Origin of the sequence: Streptomyces sp. NPDC006512, from assembly GCF_040611935.1 — a bacterium.
In the GTDB taxonomy this organism is placed as follows: Bacteria; Actinomycetota; Actinomycetes; order Streptomycetales; family Streptomycetaceae; genus Streptomyces.
This window is the reverse complement of the sequence record NZ_JBEXPG010000001.1, coordinates 75,067-92,137: the sequence shown is the minus strand read 5'-3', so window position 1 is coordinate 92,137 and position 17,071 is coordinate 75,067. Positions and strand designations below refer to the sequence as shown.

The window sequence follows — 17,071 nt, the reverse complement described above, 5'->3', positions numbered from 1 at the left end:
TCGCCGGTCACCAGGCGCGGCGGTACTGGTCCGGGGTACGGATCTCCGCACCGAGTTCGGCGGCCGCGCGGCGGGCCCAGAACGGGTCGCGCAGCAGTTCCCGGCCGAGCAGGACCGCGTCCGCCTCACCGTTGGCGAGGATCTTCTCGGCCTGTTCCGGTTCGGTGATCAGGCCGACGGCGGCGACGGGCAGGCTCGTCTCCGCCTTGACCCTGGCGGCGAAGGGCACCTGGTAGCCGGGGCCGAGCGGGATCGTGACGCCGGGGGCGAGGCCGCCGGTGGACACGTCGAGCAGGTCGACCCCGCGGCTTTGGAGCAGTCCGGCCAGTTCGACCGTGTCATCGGCGGTCCAGCCGTCCTGTTCCAGCCAGTCGGTGGCGGAGATGCGGAAGAACAGCGGGAGGTCCTCGGGCCACTCGGCGCGCACGGCCTCGACGACCTCCAGGGCGAAGCGGGTCCGGTTCTCGAAGGAGCCGCCGTAGGCGTCGGTGCGCCGGTTGCTGTGCGGGGAGAGGAACTCCCCGATGAGGTAGCCGTGGGCGCCGTGGATCTCCACGACCTCGTAGCCCGCGGCGAGGGCGCGCCGGGTGGCGGCCGCGAACTCGCCGGTGATCGTACGGATCTCCTCGACGGTGAGCGCGTGCGGCACGGGGTGGCCCTCGGCGAACGGTACGGCGCTCGGCGCACCGGGCTGCCAGCCGTGCGCCTCGGCGCCCACGGGGCGGCCGCCCTTCCAGGGGCGGTCGGTGGAGGCCTTGCGGCCCGCGTGGGCGATCTGGATTCCGGGGACGGTCCCCTGGGCCTTCAGGAAGGCGGTGATGCGGCGGAGCGCCTCGACCTGGGTGTCGTTCCAGATGCCGAGGTCGTAGGGGCTGATCCGGCCCTCGGGGGAGACGGCGGTCGCCTCCTGGACGATCAGGCCCGTACCGCCGGTGGCCCGGGCCGCGTAGTGCGCGAAGTGCCACTCCGTGGCCACGCCGGCCGCCGGACCGGCGGGCTCGGCGCTGTACTGGCACATCGCGGCCATCCACACGCGATTCGGGACCGTCACCGAACGGAGGGTGTAGGGCCGGAAAAGGGCGGCAAAGGCAGCGGGGGCAGCGCTCATGGGGCTCTCCAGACGTCACCGGACGCGCACCGGGGATCGGCGGCTAAGTACGAGAACTACCGTACTACGAAATCTCTCATAGTACGAGGGATCCCGTACAAGAGGCCGGCCCCGGCCGCGCGTGCCGCACGGCCGGTGTCGGCGGTCGGGTGCACACTGGCCGAAAAGCTGCCGTGAAGGACCAGGACGTCCGGAGGTGTCGGCGATGACCGACGTACTGCTGCTCGCGGGGACCCGCAAGGGGCTCTTCATCGGCCGGCGCGAGGGCGCCGGCCCCTGGGAGTTCGACGGGCCCCATTTCAACGCCCAGGCCGTGTCGGCGGTCGCGATCGACCGGCGGGGGCCCGCGCCGAGGCTCCTGGTCGGCGGCGACAGCTCGCACTGGGGACCGTCCGTCTTCAGCTCCGACGACCTGGGGGCGACCTGGCGCGAACCCACCGCCGCCGCCGTGAAGTTCCCGCAGGACACCGGGGCCTCCCTGGAGCGGGTCTGGCAGCTGCATCCGGCCGGACCGGAGGCCCCGGACGTGGTCTACGCGGGGACCGAGCCCGCCGCCCTCTTCCGCTCCACCGACCGCGGCGAGTCCTTCGAGCTGGTCCGGCCCCTGTGGGAGCACCCGACCCGGTCGGCCTGGGAGCCGGGCGGCGGCGGTGAGGGGCTGCACACCGTGATCACCGACCCCGCGGACCCCCGGGCGGTGACGGTCGCCGTCTCCACCGCCGGGGTCTTCCGCACCCGCGACGGCGGGGAGAGCTGGGAGCCGTCCAACCACGGGGTCTCGGCAGTGTTCCTGCCCGATCCGGATCCCGAGTTCGGCCAGTGCGTCCACAAGATCGCCCAGGACGCCGGGAACACGGACCGGCTGTACCTCCAGAACCACTGGGGGGTCTACCGCAGCGACGACGCGGGCACGGAGTGGACCGACATCGGCGCCGGACTGCCCTCCGACTTCGGCTTCGCCGTGGCCGCGCACCCGCACCGGCCCGACACCGCCTACGTCTTCCCGCTCAACGCCGACTCCGACCGCGTCCCGGCGCAGCACCGCTGCCGGGTCTTCCGCACCCGGGACGCGGGCGCCACCTGGGAGCCGCTGTCGAAGGGCCTGCCGGCCGGGGACCACTACGGCACGGTGCTGCGCGACGCCCTGTGCACGGACGACGCCGACCCGGCGGGCGTCTACTTCGGCAACCGCAACGGAGAGCTGTACGCGAGCCACGACGACGGCGACAGCTGGCAGCTGCTCGCCGGGCACCTGCCCGACGTGCTGTGCGTCCGGGCGGCCGTACTGCCCTGAGCCGTTGAGCCACTAGAGTGATCCACTGTGGCAGCGAGACCCTTGAACGAGATCGTCGAGCCGGGCTGGGCCCGGGCTCTGGAACCGGTGGCGGCCCAGGTCGCCGCGATGGGCGACTTCCTGCGCGCCGAGATCGCGGCGGGCAGAACCTACCTCCCGTCCGGGGCGAACGTGCTGCGCGCGTTCCAGCAGCCCTTCGACGAGGTGAAGGTACTCATCGTCGGACAGGACCCGTACCCCACCCCGGGGCACGCGATGGGCCTGTCCTTCTCGGTGGCCCCCGACGTCCAGCCGGTGCCGCCGAGCCTGGACAACATCTTCCGGGAGCTGCACACGGACCTCGGCGTGCCCCGCCCGGCCAACGGCGATCTGACGCCGTGGACCCGGCAGGGCGTGCTGCTGCTGAACCGCGCCCTGACCACCGCCCCGCGCAAGACCGGCGGGCACCGCGGCAAGGGCTGGGAGGCGGTCACCGAGCAGGCGATCCGGGCCCTCGCCGCGCGCGGAAAGCCCCTGGTGTCGGTGCTGTGGGGACGTGACGCCCGCAACCTGCGGCCGCTGCTGGGCGAGCTGCCGGCCGTGGAGTCCGTCCACCCCTCCCCCATGTCCGCCGCCAACGGCTTCTTCGGCTCCCGGCCCTTCAGCAGGACCAACGACCTGCTGGTCAGGCAGGGAGCACAGCCCGTCGACTGGCACTTGCCCACAGTCAGTTGAACCTTATATGACATTCAACGGATAAATACGGACAGATGCCGCCCGTCCAGGCCCTGCCCGAACACCCCGTTCCGATAAACCAGTAGCATGCGGCGCCATGAGCTCCCCCACTGGGCCCGCAAATGGCCTGCCCGTACGAATGCCGCGACCCCGCCAGACCGGACGGCACCGCCGGCCCGAGCCCGCGGTGGCGCCCGAGGGCGCACCCGCGCTGGTGCTCGCCGTGCCCGGTGCCCCCTCGGCCGCCTCGCGCGGTCTCGCGGAAGAGATCATCAGCATCGGCCGCTCCGAACTGCCCGGCCTGGACGCCCGGATCGGCTACCTCGAAGGCACCGACGGCGAGGACGCCGCCTCTTGCGAGTTCCCCTCGCTCGCCGGCGTGCTGACCGCCGTCGCGAACGAGCGTGCCGCGCGCGCCGAGTTCGCCCGCGCCGCCGGTCACGAGGTGCCCGCGCCGACCGGCCCGGACGCCGTGGTCGTGCCCCTGCTGGCCGGCCCCGACGGCGACCTGCTGCGCCGCGTGCGCCAGGCGCTGATGGACTCCTCGGCCGCCGCCGAGCTGGCCGACGTACTGGGCCCGCACCCGCTGCTCGCCGAGGGCCTGCACGTGCGCCTCTCCGAGGCCGGCCTCGCCCGCGCCGACCGGGCCCGGCTGTTCACCGTGGCCACCGCCGCCGACGGCATCATCCTGGCCACCACCGGCGGCGAGGAGGCCGTCCAGGCCGCCGGGATCACCGGCATGCTGCTGGCCGCCCGTCTCGCGGTGCCCGTCATGGCCGCCGCCCTGGACCAGGAGGGTTCGGTGGCCGCCGTCGCCGCCGAGCTGCGCGGTTCCGGTTCGGCGCAGCTCGCGCTGGCCCCCTACCTGATCGGCCCCGAGGCGGCCGAGGGCCTGCTCGACACGGCCTGCAAGGAGGCCGACTGCGCCACCGCCGAGGTGCTCGGCGCCTACCCGGCGCTCGGCAAGCTCGCCGTCGCCCAGTACAGCGCCGCCCTCGGGATCACCCTGGGCGCCGTCACCCAGTAGCCGCCGCGGGCGCTCTGGACGCAGTGAAGGGCCCGTCCCCGGGATCTCGGGGGCGGGCCCTTCCGCACGTCCCGGGATCCCCCGGCGCGGGCGCCGTCAGCCGAAGACCACGCAGGTCGCGGCCGGGGCGGGGACGGATCCGGACCGGTGGGGCCGTCCGGTCAGCGGGTCCACGTCGAACCAGGTGACGTCCCCGGACCGCTCGTTGGCCGCGTACAGGCGACGGCCGGAGGGGTCCACCGCGAGGTCGCGCGGCCAGCTGCCGCCGCAGCCGACGGTGCTCGTGAGCCGCGGCTCCTCGGCGCCGCCCGCGAGCGAGAAGGTGACGAGGACGTCGGTGCCGCGCACCGAGGCCCACAGGAAGCGGCCGTCCGGCGAGGCCACGAGCGCCGAGGGGTAGGCCCGTACGGCCCCTGGGGCGCCGCTGGAGGCGACCGGAACCTCGGAGACCGGTTCCAGTTGCCCGGAGGCCGCGTTCCAGCGGCAGACGGTCAGCTGCGGCTCCAGTTCGTGCAGGACGTACGCCACCGGGTCGGCCGGGTGGAAGACGAGGTGGCGCGGTCCGGTCCCGGCGCGCAGGGCGACCTCGGAGTGCGGCCGGAGCGCGCCGGCGGCCGGATCGAGCGCGCAGACCCGTACGGAGTCGGTGCCGAGGTCGACGCTGAGCACCCAGCGGCCGGCCGGGTCGGGCAGCACCTGGTGCGCGTGCGGGGCCTCCTGGCGGTCGGCGTCGACGCCCGAGCCCCGGTGCGCGAGGACCGAGGCCGGTCCGGACGGGCTGCCGTCGGCGGCCAGGGGCAGGCTGCTGACGCTGCCGGAGGTGTAGTTGGCGGTGAGCAGCCGGCCGCCGGCCAGGCTGAGGTGGGTGGGGCCGGATCCGCCGACGCGGACCTGGGGGCCGGCCGGGGCCAGCCCGTCGGCGGTGGGCCGGAAGGCCGCCACCGCGCCCTGTTCGGCCTCGCTCACCGCGTAGAGCAGGCCGGTGGTCCGGGAGAAGGCCAGGTACGAGGGGTCCGCGAGGGACCCGGTGGCCGCGAGCGGGGTCAGCGCCCCGGTGGCCGGATCCACGGCCGCGGCGGTGATGCCGCGGCCGCCCCCCGAGGTGAACGAGCCGATGTAGGCCCGGTGCCCGCCGCTGTGGTCCGTACTGTCCGCGCCGCTCACTGGTGCCCTCTCCGCCGCTCCGGATCCGTTCGGAGCCGACGGTAACAGAAGGTCTAGACCAAGTCCCGCCCCTTGGCGCGTTCCTGTGCGCCGGAGTGGTGGACGTACGCCGTGGTGCTCGGCCGGTCCTCGAAGGTCCGGTGGAACACGGGGGTGGCGGAGCCGGAGATCGGCGGGACGATCCAGGACCAGTCCGCCCCGACGTCACGGCCCTTGCGCTCCTCCCGCTCCAGGTGGGAGAGGAACCGCCGGGACTCGCTGTGGTGGTCGGCGATGGTGACCCCGGCCCGGTCGAAGGAGTCCAGCACCGCCCGGTTCAGTTCCACCAGCGCCCGGTCCTTCCAGAGGGAGCGGTCGCTGGAGGTGTCCAGACCGAGCCTGCGGGCCACGGCCGGGAGGAGGTTGTAGCGGTCGGTGTCGGCGAGGTTGCGGGCGCCGATCTCGGTGCCCATGTACCAGCCGTTGAACGGGGCGGCCGGGTAGTGGACGCCGCCGATCTCCAGGCACATGTTGGAGATGGCCGGTACGGCGTGCCAGCGCAGTCCCCAGTCGCTCCAGTCGTCCCGCTCGTCGGGGTGCCGGATGGGCACCTCCAGTACGGCGTCCGCGGGGGTGTCGAACCAGCGGGGTTTGTCGTCGACGCCCTGGACCACGAGCGGGAGGAGGTCGAAGGGGGTGCCCGGGCCGCCGGCCCAGCCGAGCCTCAACAGGGCTTCCGTGAGCGGGGCGTTGCGGGCGTCGCCCACGGTGACGGAGGGGTGGTCGCCGTACCCGGCGTACCGCACCAGCTGCTCGCTCCAGATCAGCGGGCCGGGACGGCCGGGGGCGTCGGGGGCGAAGACGGTGAGGGTGGGCCTGACCCGGCCCCGGTTGGTCGCCTCGCGCAGGTGCTCGAAGCACTCCTCGGCTATCTCCTTGGAGTCCGTCAGCCCGCGCCGGTCGCGCACCCGCAGGGAGTTCCAGTAGAGCCTGCCTATGCACCGGTTGCTGTTGCGCCAGGCCACGCGGGCCCCGTGGACCAGCTCCTGCGGGGTGTGCCGGTAGGTGCCGGTCTCCGCGAGCTCGGCCCGTACGGCGGCGAGCCGGACCCGCGGATCACCGGCCTCGGGGTTCTCCCGGTGGAAGAGCCGGATGAACTCCTCGGCTTCCTCCCACACCTGAGCGGCGCTCGACTGCTGTTGCAGTATTTCCATTGCGGGCGGTTACCCCCTGTCCGACCAGATCCACCCTGTACGTGCCGGATGAATGTGCAATCAACAATCACCGTTTGTACATGCCGCAGGTCAGCACCGTGCCCCGGGAACACCCGGAACACTCCTCCGAGTGATCTTCGCGCATCGGCCTGCGGAGGCGGGCGCTACCGGCGTACCATCCGCCGCAGTCCGGGAGTTGAGGCCTCCCGGGGTGCGTCAGCCGCAGGGGCGGCTCATGAACAGCGCCCGCTCGCCGGCGGCCGGAGTGCCGTCGTAGAGCGCCGTGTCCAGACCGCAGAGGCTGAACCCCATCCGCCGGTAGGCGTGCACGGCCGGAGCGTTGACGGAACTGACCTCCAGCCACAGGTGCGCGGCGCCGCGGGCGCGGGCGAAGGCGGCCGCGTGCTCCATCAGCGTCCGGCCGATGCCGCGGCCCCGGTGGCCGGGCGCGACCTCGATGTCCTCGACGGTGAGCCGCCGGTTCCACGCCGCGTACGTGACGGCGGCGAAACCGCACAGGACCCCGCCGTCGACGGCGACGAAGGTGCGGGCGTCCTCCGAGCCGCCCTCCGCCGCGCCGGGGCCGTCCTCGTCCGGCGGGAACACCTTGTGCAGCGGCGGGTCCACCGGGATCTCCGCGAGGGCGAACCCGGTCTCGGAGACGGTCACGTCGAAGACGGTGGCCGTGTGGAAGGAGCCGTCGAGGGCCTCGATGGCCGCCCGGTCGGCGGGCCGGGCGGTGCGGTACTCGACGGAAGGGGTGCCGGTGCTCGTCATGCCCCCGACCGTAACGCCGGGGTGGGGCCGCCGGAGGGCGGATGCCCGGTGTCCGGCCGGTTCAGGCCCGGTTTCAGGCCGGAGCGCTGCCGTCGGGTGCCCGGGAGGCCTGGCGGTGCAGGGCCCGCGTGAGCGCGCCGCCGCCGACGATCAGGGCCACGCCCAGCCACCACAGGTCCCCGTCGAAGACCAGCACCGCGATGCCGGCCGGTACGAGCACTCCGGCGACCGGAGTCAGCAGGGCGGCCGGGGACAGCGGGCCGCCCTCGTGGCCCTGCGCCCGGGCGCGCACCACCTCCGGGTACCAGACCGTGAAGCGCACCGCCGCGACGATGGCGGCGATCTGGATGATCCAGCCCGTCCAGAGGTTGTTCGGATTGTGCAGCACCAGGTCGCCGTAGGCGCCGGCGAGGGCGGAGACCAGGAAGGCCAGCCCCCACACTCCGGTGATCACGTAGTTGGCGCGCAGGAACTCCGGGGAGTTCCAGTGCGCCCGGTCGACCTGTTCGCGTGCGTACTGGAGGGTGAACGGCGTCCGCAGCGCCATCGAGCCGAAGGCGATCACGACGAGCGCGATGTTGGACAGCTCTCCGGCGTACGTCTCCAGCCAGCGCAGGGTGCCGCTGTCCGCCAGCAGTCCCACCAGCGAGAGGGCCGCGAAGAAGATCAGGTCGGCGAGTTCCAGGAGTTTCCACGAGGTGCCGGGACGGGCGATCCGGCCGCCCACGACGAGCACGAGGGACACGCCGAGGGCGAGCGCCACCGCGACCTCGAACCGGCCGGGGCCCACCAGCAGGGAGAAGACGATCCACGGGGCCATGCCGACGACCGGGTTGTCCAGGAATCCGGCGAACGCGCCCCGCGCCGTGGACGCGCCCTGTCCCGCGGCCGCAGACCGGCCCTCTTCCTCGGCCACTGCCGGGCCCCCTTCCGCGTCGAGGCGTCCTCCTCCCAGCCTGACTCCGGCGCGCCGGGTCCGCGAGACGGGCGGGCCCGTCGGAGCGGGGCCCGCCGTGATCTTGGCGTGCGAGACTTCTGCGGTACCTGGGGAGGGAATGGCACGTGAGGGTGAGGGTGGCGGCGGTCGCCGCGGTGCTGGCGGTGACGCTGAGCGGGTGCGTGACCCTGGGCCGGCCGGAGGCGCCGTACGGGGGACCGCCGGTCCCCGTGGAGACGGTGGTGGGCGACATGACCTCCGCCTTCGCCGAGGCGGGCGTGGCGCTGACGCGGATGCCGCAGGAGTACCTCTCCATCGAGTGCCACGAGTACCTGTACGCCGAGCACGACGCGGCCACGGCCGACGCCGTGCTGAAGGACGCCTTCAAGAGGGCGGAGGGCCGCGGCTGGAAGGTCCTGCCCCCGTACGCGGAGGGCGGTCACAGCCTCCGCAAGGCGAACTGGACCGCGCACGCGCAGCCCCTCACCCGGACCGCCGGCGAACCCACGACGGCGGTCAGCTTCATCCTCCAGTGCGACGGGGGCATGTCGAAGAAGCAGCCGGGCTCCGCGTCGACCGCCCCGGCACCGTCCTCCCCCGCCCCCTGAGGGACGGCCTACGCGGTGACGACGAGCGGGGCCCGCGGGTCCGTGCGCAGCGGGGTGGCCAGGGCCGTCAGGGCCAGTTCCAGCCCGTGCAGGTGGGCCAGGGCCGGTTCGGCGGCGGCGGGCCGGGGCAGCTCGGCCGGGGCGGCGGGCCGGCCCGGGCCGGCCGGGGCGGTGAGCGCCTCCACGGCCGCCTCGACCCGCCAGCAGGCGGCGGCCAGCCGGGCGTCGTGCGAGGCCTGCGGGTCGGCGGCGACCGCCACGAGGCCGCGCACCTCGCGGGCGCAGTCGTCGAGCAGCGCGAGGACCTGGCGGGCGCGGGCCTTGCGGGCGCGCAGCGGGCTCAGCGGGTGGACGAGGGGCGCGAGGGCCATCCGGACGCGGGCGAGCAGCAGTTCCAGTTCGGCGGCGTGCGGGCCGGGGTCGGCGGCCGGGTCGCCGGCGAGGCGGTCCAGGGTGGCCGCGGTGGAGGCCCGTACGCAGTGCAGGGCGCGCTGGATCCAGGCGTCGTTGGCGGCGTGGGTGGTCACCGGCAGCACCAGGACGACGGCGAGGGCCGCGCCGAGGGCGCCGACGGCGGTCTCCTCGAAGCGCAGGAGCAGCAGACCGGGGTGCAGCACACCGAGCAGGCCGTAGAGGAGTCCGGCCATGACGGTGACGAAGAACATCATCCAGGAGTACGAGGGGGCCGCCGTGTAGAAGATGCCGAAGACGCAGACGGCGACGAGGGCGGCGGTGGGCGCGGGCGCGCCGTGCAGCGGTACGGCGATCAGCAGTCCGGCGGCGATGCCGATGACGGTGCCGAGCACCCGGCGGAAGCCGCGGACCAGGGTCTCCCCGCGCGAGGCGGTGTTGACGAAGATCCACCAGGCGGTGCCGACGGCCCAGTACCAGCGGTCCTCGGACAGCAGCTGGCCGATGGCGAGGGCGAACCCGCAGGCGACGGTGGCCTGGAAGGCCTGCCGGGTGGTGGGCCTGGCCAGTCCGGTGCCCGGGAGGCCGGGCGGGGCGGCGGCGGGCGGGGTGCGGCGTTCGATGGGCCACAGCAGGAACCGCGCGGCGCCGGCGGAGAGCAGGGCGAGCGTGACGGCGGCGAACAGTTCGGGCAGTTGCGCGGGGACGGCGTGCAGGAACTGGGTGACGAAGAACATCATGAAGCCGAAGATGCCGAGGGCGTGGCCGCGAGGCCCCCAGCGGCGGGCGTAGACCCCGGCGAAGACGACGGCCAGGAAGGCGGCGTCGCGGGCGGGCGGCGTCCCGTGGAGGGTGGTGGCCAGCGCCAGGACGGGGAAGCCGGCCACGGGCAGCAGGGCGGTGGTGACGCGCTGGGCGGGCACGGTCGCGTCGAGGACGGTGAACAGGGCCAGCAGGGCCGCGAGCCCGCCGGTGATGGAGGCGGTCAGGGAGAGTCCCGCCAGTTCGGCGACGGCGACGGCGAGCCCCACGCCGATGACCGCGCGCAGCGAGTTCCTGAGTCTCATACGCCCCGGATCCGGAGCCACGAACATCCTCTTCACGGCGGTGTGCCGCCCCCCCTTGCGATGGAGCACGCCGGGCCGCCCGCTGCCCGGGGGTGGTGGGCTGCGTGGAGGCACGGCGAAGGCGCCACGGTCCGGACCGGCCTCGTTGCCGTCCGGCGCTGCGTGGCGCCGTAAGTACTTGGATACGCCACAGATAACCACCTGGAGGTGCAATGGCTCAAGTGAGGCCTCGAACGGTGGGCCAACGGCCCAGTCAGGCCCGGTGATCTTCGGCCAGATGAGGGCCAACGGACCTCTCCCCGCCCGGTCGCCCGTCCGGTGGCCGGACCGCCCCGGGCCGCGAATCATGGAAGCGTGAACGGCTACGCGACGGACGTCCTGATCGTGGGCGCGGGCCCGGTGGGGCTGACGGCCGCCGTCGAACTGCGCCGGCGCGGGGTGGCCTGTCGGATCGTGGACCGGTTGCCGGCCCGGCTGCCGTACGCGAAGGCGGTCGGGATCCAGCCGCGCACCCTGGAGGTCTGGGACCGGATGGGGCTGGTGCGGGCCGCGCTCGACGTGGCCGTCCCCCTGCGCGGGCAGCTGGTCTACGTCAACGGCGAGGAGCGGGGCCGGCTGGAGCTGTCGCTGCCGCCCGAGGTGCCCTACGGGTTCGCCTCGCTGCCGCAGTACGAGACCGAGCGGCTCCTGGAGGAGCACCTGGCGCGGTTCGGGACCCGGATCGAGCGCGGTACCGAGCTGGTGTCGTTCGACCAGGACGCCGACGGGGTCACGGGCCGGCTGACCGGCCCGGACGGCGAGGAGGAGCTGCGCACCCGGTTCCTGGTGGGCTGCGACGGGGCGCACAGCGCGGTCCGCAAGGGGCTCGGGCTCGCCTTCGAGGGCGGGGCCTTCCCGGAGGAGTACATGCTGGCCGACGTGCGGATCGGCTGGGACCTGCCGTACGGGTACGCGGTGCGGTCCATGCACCGGGACGCGGAGGGCCGGGTCGACGGCACCCTGGTGTGCATCCCGCTGCCCGGACCGGGCCGGTACCGCGTGTCGATGAACGTGCCGCCCGGACTGGCCGCGCCGCGGGACGGGGACGGGGGCGGGGACGGGGTGGCGCACGGGTTGCAGGCCGGGCGGAGCCCGGAGCTCACCCACGTCCAGGGGGTCCTGGACCGGCTGTCCCCGCAGCCGGTGACCGCCACGGACATGCGCTGGTCGTCGGTCTTCCGGATCAGCCACCGGATCGTGGACCGGTACGGCGACGGGCGGGTCTTCGTCGCCGGGGACGCGGCGCACATCCACCCGCCGACCGGCGCGCAGGGCATGAACACCGGCATCCAGGACGCCTGGAACCTGGCGTGGAAGCTCGCCGTGGCCGTCGGGGGGCGGGCGCAGCCGGGGCTCGCCGCCAGCTACGACGCCGAGCGGCGGCCCGTCGGCGAGGAGGTCGTCGGGCGTACCGTCCGGCACGCCGCCGAGGGCGTCCAGGCCGACCCGGAGGATCCGGCGACGCTGATGATGCGGGAGGCCCAGTTGCTCGTCGGCTACCGCGACAGTCCGATCGTCAGGACGTCCCCGCCGGACGGCGCCGGGCCGCGGCCCGGTGACCGGGCCCCCGACTGCGGCGGGCTGCTCGGGGACGTCCCGTCCTATCCCCTGCGGCTGTACGACCTGCTGCGGGAGCGCGAGCACGTGCTCCTGCTGTACGCCGACGGCGCGCAGGACCCGTGCGTCCCCGCGCTCGCCGAGCTGATCGGCGGGCTGCCCGGGGGACGGCTTGCGGCGTACGCGGTCCTCACCGAGGGCGGGACCGCGCCCGCCGGGGCCGCCGCCCTGCCGGTGTACCGCGACGGGCGGGGCGAGTTCCGCCGGCTCTACGGGGCCGCGGCGCCGACGGCGTTCGTGGTGCGGCCCGACGGCCATGTCGGGGCGCGGATCAGCCCGCCGACGGCCGAGGGGGTGGCCGCGTACCTCGCGGGGATCTTCCGGGACTGAGGTACCGCCGGGGGCGGGCCCGCAGGCGTACTGCACAATCGGGCCAGCACACGATCACGGGGGGCGGCAGCGGCATGCGCGGAACTTGGAACGGCCGGAGAGTGCGGAGCGTACGGACGGCGGCGGCCTGCGCGGCCGGGGCGGCGCTGCTGGCGGCGACGGCCGCGTGCGGGGGCGGCGGCCCGGCGGCAGCGGGGAAGGCCGCGTCCGGGGCGCCCTCGCCCACGGGGAGCACGAGCCCGAACCCGAGCGCCACCCCCGCCGGAACGCCCGCCGGAACCCCCGCCGGAACCCCCGCGGGAACGCCCGGGCCGGACGCCGGGCGGCTGAAAGCCCTCGTCCTCGCGGCCGGGGAGAAGGCGGGCCCGTACGAGGTGGGCGAGCCGGTGCTCGACGAGCCGTTCAGCGAGATGTACGAGGCCGACCCGGCGGTGTGCGGACCGCTGACCACCCTCGGCGGGGCGGGCCACACGGCCCAGGCCTTCGCGGTGGTGCGCGTACCCGGCAAACCCCTCGAAGTCGGCACCGAGGTCCTGCTGCGCTCCTACCGGGACGCCGCCGCGGCCGGATCGGCGATGAGGTCCCTCGCCGAGGCGGGCGAGCGGTGCGGGGGCGGCTACACGGAGGAACGCGCGGTGACCGACGCGAAGGTCCTGCGCGTGGAGCCGGTCGAGGCTCCCGCGCTCGGTGACGAGGCGCGGTCCTACCGGATCGTGACGCAGGACGTGAAGGAGAAGGACGTCTCCCTGTACCAGTACCTCACCCTGGTGCGCTCCGGTCCGGTGACGCTGTCCTTCTCCTCGGACATCATCGACACGAAGGACTTCGGCGGGGTGCCGCGGGAGATCGTCACAGCACAGTGGGAGAAGTTCTCCCGGGGCCCGCGCTAGGCGGCCCGGGCGGGCGCGGGTTGCGGCGCACGACGACGGCCATCGCGGCGGCGCCCAGCACTGCGAGGAGGGCGGCCGCGCGCAGGATCGATTCGATGGCGGGGCCGTCGGAGGCGGCGCGGGCGGCGGAGCCGCTGAGGGCCTCCAACACCGTGGAGGCCACGGCGACCGCGACGGCCCCGAGCAGGACCAGGGAGGTCAGGACGAGGCCGGACGCCGCCGCGAGCCGGCCGGCCTCGACGTAGGACTGGGTGGCCACGTTCGTCAGGGCCCAGCTGAGGCCCACACCGATGCCGACGACGGCGAAGACCGCGGTGTAGACGGCGAGCGAGGTGACCTGGGTCAGCGCGAACAGGCTGATCCCGCTGAGCAGCATTCCGGCGGCCATGAGGGTCTCGGCGCGCACCCGCAGGGCCAGGTGGCCCGACCAGTAGCTGGCGGCGCCGACGCCGACGGACAGGGCCAGGAAGATCAGCCCGGAGTCGAGCGGGGAGAGGCCGCGGGCCTGCTGGAGGTAGAGCGCGGAGAAGACGGCGACCAGGCAGTAGACGATGTTGGACAGGGATCCGGCGAGCGTGACGGCGACGAAGGGCCCGTTGCGCAGCAGGGCCAGGTCCAGCAGGGGTTCGCGGGAGCGGCGTTCGACGACGACGAAGGCGGCCAGCAGTGCGGCCCCGGCGGCGAGGCAGCCGAGGGTCTGGGGGGACGCCCAGCCCCAGTGCCCGCCCTGGTCGACGCCGATCATGAGCGCGCTGAGTCCGCCCGCGAGGGTCAGTACGCCCGGCACGTCCAGCCCGTGGCGGGACCCCTCGTCCCGGGTCTCGGGGACGTAGCGCAGCAGGAGCAGGGCGGCGGCCAGGCAGAACGGCACGTTCAGCAGGAACACCGCGCGCCAGCTGACGTGTTCGGCGAAGGCCCCGCCGATGAAGGGGCCGAGGGCTGTGCCGACGGCGCTGAAAGCCAGGACGGTGCCGACGGCGCGGCCCTGGCGGTCGTCGCGGAAGTAGGCGGTGACCACCGCGACGGAGACGGGCAGGACGAGCGCGGCGGTGCAGCCCTGGACCGCTCGGCCGGCGGTGAGCCAGGCGGTGTTCTGGGCGGCGGCGCACACGACGGAGACGACGCCGAATCCGATGAGGCCCGCGACGAGGACGCGTCTGCGGCCCAGCAGGTCGGCGGCCCGCCCGCCGGTGATCATCAGGGCGCCCAGGGTGAGCATGTAGCCGCTGACCAGCCACTGGAGGTCGGTGGTCGGGGTGTGGAAGTCCCGGCCGATGGCGGGGAGCATGAGGTTCAGGGCGAACCAGTCCATCTGCACCAGGAGCATGGAGATGGCGGCCGCCGCGATCACCGCGCGGTCCCGGGGCGAGAAGAGGCCGCGCCCCGGACGGGCTGCGGCGCGGGTGCTCATCAGGGGCCGTTCCCCGTGGGGACGCACAGCACCGGGACCGGCGAGAGGTGCAGGAGCTTGTGCGGGGTGGAGCCGAGGAGGGCGCCGCGCATCGGGCTGTCGCCCCAGCTGCCGACGATGATGACCCGCGCCCGGTGGCGTTCGGCGGCGGCGAGGAGGGCCTGGGCCGGTCTGTCGTCGACGATCTCCACGGTCGAGGGGACGCCCGCCTCGTCCGCGGCCGTGACGGCCCGGGCCAGCGCGCTGCGGCCGGCCTGCCGCACGGCCTCCCGGTGGGCGCGGTACTCCTCTCCCGTGGCGCCGGGGGCGTTCGCGCCGTAGACGAGGACCAGGGGCTCGCCGAAGGCGGTGGCGACCTCCAGGGCCACTTCCAGGGCGCGCTCCGCACCGGGCGACTCGTCGTATCCGAGGACCACGGACATCGGGGGACCCTCCTGCTTCGGTGCGTGGCTACTTCCGGGCGTGGACGAGTTCGGGGTCGGCCACCCCGCGCCGTTCCTGCCAGAACGTGCCGTCGCGCAGCCGCCAGAAGCACATGACGAGGACGCCGACGACGGCGATGGCGATCCCGATGACCAGGGGTGGGCCGAGACCGAACCAGGACACGCCGCCGGCGGAGTTCTCCGGGTCCGACATGTCCCCGATGGACTCCACCAGCAGCCAGGTGAGCAGTCCGGCGCCGACGACGGGGCCCAGACCGATGAGCACGAAGTTGTGCAGGTTCTCCAGCAGGTGCCGGCGGTAGTAGATGGCGCAGGCCAGGCCGGTGAGCGCGTAGTAGAAGGCGATGAGCAGGGAGAGCGCGGTCAGGGAGTCGAGGAGCGCGTTCTCGCTGATCCGGTTGACGACGAGGTACCAGCCGATGGCGATGCCCGCCACCCACCAGGTGCTCACGTCCGGGGTGCGGAAGCGGTGGTGGATGTGCGAGAGGCGCGGCGGCAGGGCGTGCCGGCGGGCCATGGACAGCGCGGTGCGGGAGGCGGGGATGATCGTGGTCTGGGTCGAGGCGAGCGCGGAGGTGCAGACGGCGAGGAGCACCAGCCAGTCCCAGCCGCCCAGCACCTCGTGGGCGAGGACGGCGAAGACGGCCTCCTCCTCCGTCGCGTTCTCCGCGAGGAACCGCGTGCCCGCGTAGGCGACGACGGCGAAGCCGACGGACAGGTAGGTGACCAGGAGCACCACGGTCGACCAGATGCCGGCCTTGCCGGGGGCGGTCGCGGAGTCCTCGACCTCCTCCGTCAGGTTGACGGCGGATTCCCAGCCCCAGTAGATGAAGACGCCCAGCAGCAGTCCGCCGGTCAGGGCGGCACCGCCGGCTCCGAAGGGGTTGAGCCAGGCGAGGGAGGGCCGCATGCCGTCGAGGCTGCTGGTCCCGGCGTAGACACGGTAGAGGGCGACGACGGCGAAGACGAGGAGGAAGAAGACCTGGGCGAGGATCAGGACGTTCTGGAGCTTGGCGGACATCTCGGTGCCGATGACGCAGATGGCGGTCATCACCAGGATCACCAGGACGGCGAGGGACTGGCGGACGAGCTCGTTCGCCGCCCAGCCGTCGAGGCCGGCGGCGAGCAGGCCGAAGTGGACGGCCACGTCGGCGAGGGAGCCGATGACGAGGACGCCGGTCATGGCGATGGCCCAGCCGCCGAGCCAGCCGGCCCAGGGGCCCATGGCCCGGGTCACCCAGGAGAAGGTGGTCCCGCAGTCCTGGTCGACCTTGTTGAGGTAGTAGAAGGCGGCGGCGATCAGCAGCATCGGGACGAACGACGCCAGCATCACGCCGGGCGCGTAGATCCCGGCCAGCGCCACGATCGGGCCGATGACGGCGGCCAGCGAGTAGGCGGGCGAGGTGGAGTTCAGGCCGATGACGAGCGCGTCGAGGAACCCGATCGCATTGGCCTTGAGTGTGTCTTCCTCGGGTACGGCGTCCCGGATCGCCCCGCCGCCCGGCCCGCCGCCGTCACCGTCGCCCATACACGCATGGTCACGCACGCGGCCCCGCCGCGCGAGGCGGGGCGGGGCCGGGCGGGCTACTCGGTGCCGGGGGTCTTGCGGGTGGTGACGTTCATCCGGTTCCAGACGTTCACGGTGAAGATCAGCGCGATCAGCTGGGCAAGCCGCTCCTCGCCGAAGTGGCGGGCGGCCTCGTCGTAGACGGCGTCGGAGACGCCCCCGGGCAGCAGGGTGACCTCCTCGGTCAGGGCGAGGGCCGCGCGCTCGGCGACGGTGAACAGGCTCGACTCCCGCCAGGCGCTGAGCTGGTAGATCCGCTCCTCGGACTCGCCGCCCTTGCGGGCGTCGGTGGCGTGGTAGTCGATGCAGTAGGCGCAGCGGTTGATCTGGGAGGCGCGGATCTGGACGAGCTCCAGCAGGACCGGGTCCAGCCCGCGCCGGGCGGCGCCGTCGAGGGCCAGGACGGCCTTGAAGACCTTGGGGGCGACGGCGGAGAAGTTCATGCGCTCGGGAACCTGAAAAGTGGTCATGTGA

The 17,071-nt window shown here is 74.0% G+C and carries 16 protein-coding genes; 6 read left to right on the top strand and 10 right to left on the bottom strand.

Going from position 1 to position 17,071, the window contains the following annotated elements; translation table 11 throughout:
- Nucleotides 1–7: 7 nt before the first annotated feature.
- Nucleotides 8–1,108 carry an NADH:flavin oxidoreductase/NADH oxidase gene (locus ABZZ17_RS00415; protein WP_356870371.1) on the bottom strand — a complete coding sequence of 367 codons (1,101 nt, stop codon included), beginning with the start codon at nt 1,106–1,108 and terminating at the stop codon, nt 8–10.
- Nucleotides 1,109–1,313: 205 nt separating this feature from the next.
- Here ABZZ17_RS00415 and ABZZ17_RS00410 point away from each other — a divergent pair, with 205 nt between their 5' ends.
- From ABZZ17_RS00410 to ABZZ17_RS00400, 3 genes are all read left to right on the top strand, one after another.
- Entirely contained in the window at nt 1,314–2,402 is a 1,089-nt protein-coding gene (locus tag ABZZ17_RS00410) for an exo-alpha-sialidase (RefSeq protein WP_356870369.1), read from the top strand.
- A gap of 27 nt (nt 2,403–2,429) precedes the next feature.
- Complete coding sequence (locus tag ABZZ17_RS00405) at nt 2,430–3,116, top strand: uracil-DNA glycosylase (protein WP_356870367.1); 687 nt, start codon at nt 2,430–2,432, stop codon at nt 3,114–3,116.
- A gap of 97 nt (nt 3,117–3,213) precedes the next feature.
- On the top strand, nt 3,214–4,143 hold the full coding sequence (locus tag ABZZ17_RS00400; protein WP_356870363.1) for a hypothetical protein: 930 nt from the start codon (nt 3,214–3,216) through the stop codon (nt 4,141–4,143).
- Between the two features lie 96 nt (nt 4,144–4,239).
- Here the strand turns inward: ABZZ17_RS00400 and ABZZ17_RS00395 are convergent, their stop codons facing one another.
- From ABZZ17_RS00395 to ABZZ17_RS00380, 4 genes are all read right to left on the bottom strand, one after another.
- Entirely contained in the window at nt 4,240–5,307 is a 1,068-nt protein-coding gene (locus tag ABZZ17_RS00395) for a lactonase family protein (RefSeq protein WP_356870361.1), read from the bottom strand.
- A gap of 53 nt (nt 5,308–5,360) precedes the next feature.
- Nucleotides 5,361–6,500 carry a nitric oxide synthase oxygenase gene (locus ABZZ17_RS00390; protein WP_356870359.1) on the bottom strand — a complete coding sequence of 380 codons (1,140 nt, stop codon included), beginning with the start codon at nt 6,498–6,500 and terminating at the stop codon, nt 5,361–5,363.
- 216 nt (nt 6,501–6,716) lie between these two features.
- Entirely contained in the window at nt 6,717–7,277 is a 561-nt protein-coding gene (locus tag ABZZ17_RS00385; RefSeq protein WP_356870357.1) for a GNAT family N-acetyltransferase, read from the bottom strand.
- Nucleotides 7,278–7,350: 73 nt separating this feature from the next.
- A complete protein-coding gene (locus ABZZ17_RS00380) occupies nt 7,351–8,193 on the bottom strand; it encodes a hypothetical protein (RefSeq protein ID WP_356870355.1) in 843 nt (280 codons plus the stop codon).
- A gap of 146 nt (nt 8,194–8,339) precedes the next feature.
- On the opposite strand from ABZZ17_RS00380, the gene ABZZ17_RS00375 reads away from it, so the two are divergent.
- The gene (locus ABZZ17_RS00375; protein WP_356870353.1) at nt 8,340–8,822 is read left to right on the top strand and encodes a hypothetical protein; all 483 of its coding nucleotides are present in this window, start codon (nt 8,340–8,342) and stop codon (nt 8,820–8,822) included.
- Between the two features lie 8 nt (nt 8,823–8,830).
- Here ABZZ17_RS00375 and ABZZ17_RS00370 read toward each other — a convergent pair whose 3' ends face one another.
- Nucleotides 8,831–10,327, bottom strand: coding sequence for an FUSC family protein (locus tag ABZZ17_RS00370; protein ID WP_356870691.1), 1,497 nt, complete (start codon nt 10,325–10,327; stop codon nt 8,831–8,833).
- Nucleotides 10,328–10,654: 327 nt separating this feature from the next.
- Between ABZZ17_RS00370 and ABZZ17_RS00365 the strand changes: the two genes are divergently transcribed.
- Together ABZZ17_RS00365 and ABZZ17_RS00360 are read left to right on the top strand one after the other, a co-directional pair.
- Nucleotides 10,655–12,286 carry an FAD-dependent monooxygenase gene (locus ABZZ17_RS00365; RefSeq protein ID WP_356870351.1) on the top strand — a complete coding sequence of 544 codons (1,632 nt, stop codon included), beginning with the start codon at nt 10,655–10,657 and terminating at the stop codon, nt 12,284–12,286.
- Between the two features lie 101 nt (nt 12,287–12,387).
- Nucleotides 12,388–13,176 carry a hypothetical protein gene (locus ABZZ17_RS00360; RefSeq protein ID WP_356870349.1) on the top strand — a complete coding sequence of 263 codons (789 nt, stop codon included), beginning with the start codon at nt 12,388–12,390 and terminating at the stop codon, nt 13,174–13,176.
- Here the strand turns inward: ABZZ17_RS00360 and ABZZ17_RS00355 are convergent.
- Genes ABZZ17_RS00355 through ABZZ17_RS00340 form a run of 4 tightly spaced genes read right to left on the bottom strand, consistent with a single transcriptional unit; the run spans nt 13,136 to nt 17,067 of the window.
- Nucleotides 13,136–14,587 carry an MFS transporter gene (locus tag ABZZ17_RS00355; RefSeq protein ID WP_356870347.1) on the bottom strand — a complete coding sequence of 484 codons (1,452 nt, stop codon included), beginning with the start codon at nt 14,585–14,587 and terminating at the stop codon, nt 13,136–13,138. The genes ABZZ17_RS00360 and ABZZ17_RS00355 overlap by 41 nt on opposite strands.
- Nucleotides 14,587–15,009, bottom strand: coding sequence for a universal stress protein (locus tag ABZZ17_RS00350; RefSeq protein WP_356870345.1), 423 nt, complete (start codon nt 15,007–15,009; stop codon nt 14,587–14,589). Before ABZZ17_RS00350 ends, ABZZ17_RS00355 begins: the two co-directional genes overlap by 1 nt.
- A gap of 28 nt (nt 15,010–15,037) precedes the next feature.
- On the bottom strand, nt 15,038–16,558 hold the full coding sequence (locus tag ABZZ17_RS00345) for an APC family permease (protein WP_356870343.1): 1,521 nt from the start codon (nt 16,556–16,558) through the stop codon (nt 15,038–15,040).
- Between the two features lie 56 nt (nt 16,559–16,614).
- Nucleotides 16,615–17,067, bottom strand: a complete 453-nt coding sequence (locus tag ABZZ17_RS00340) for a carboxymuconolactone decarboxylase family protein (RefSeq protein ID WP_356870341.1) — start codon at nt 17,065–17,067, stop codon at nt 16,615–16,617.
- Nucleotides 17,068–17,071 lie beyond the last annotated feature (4 nt).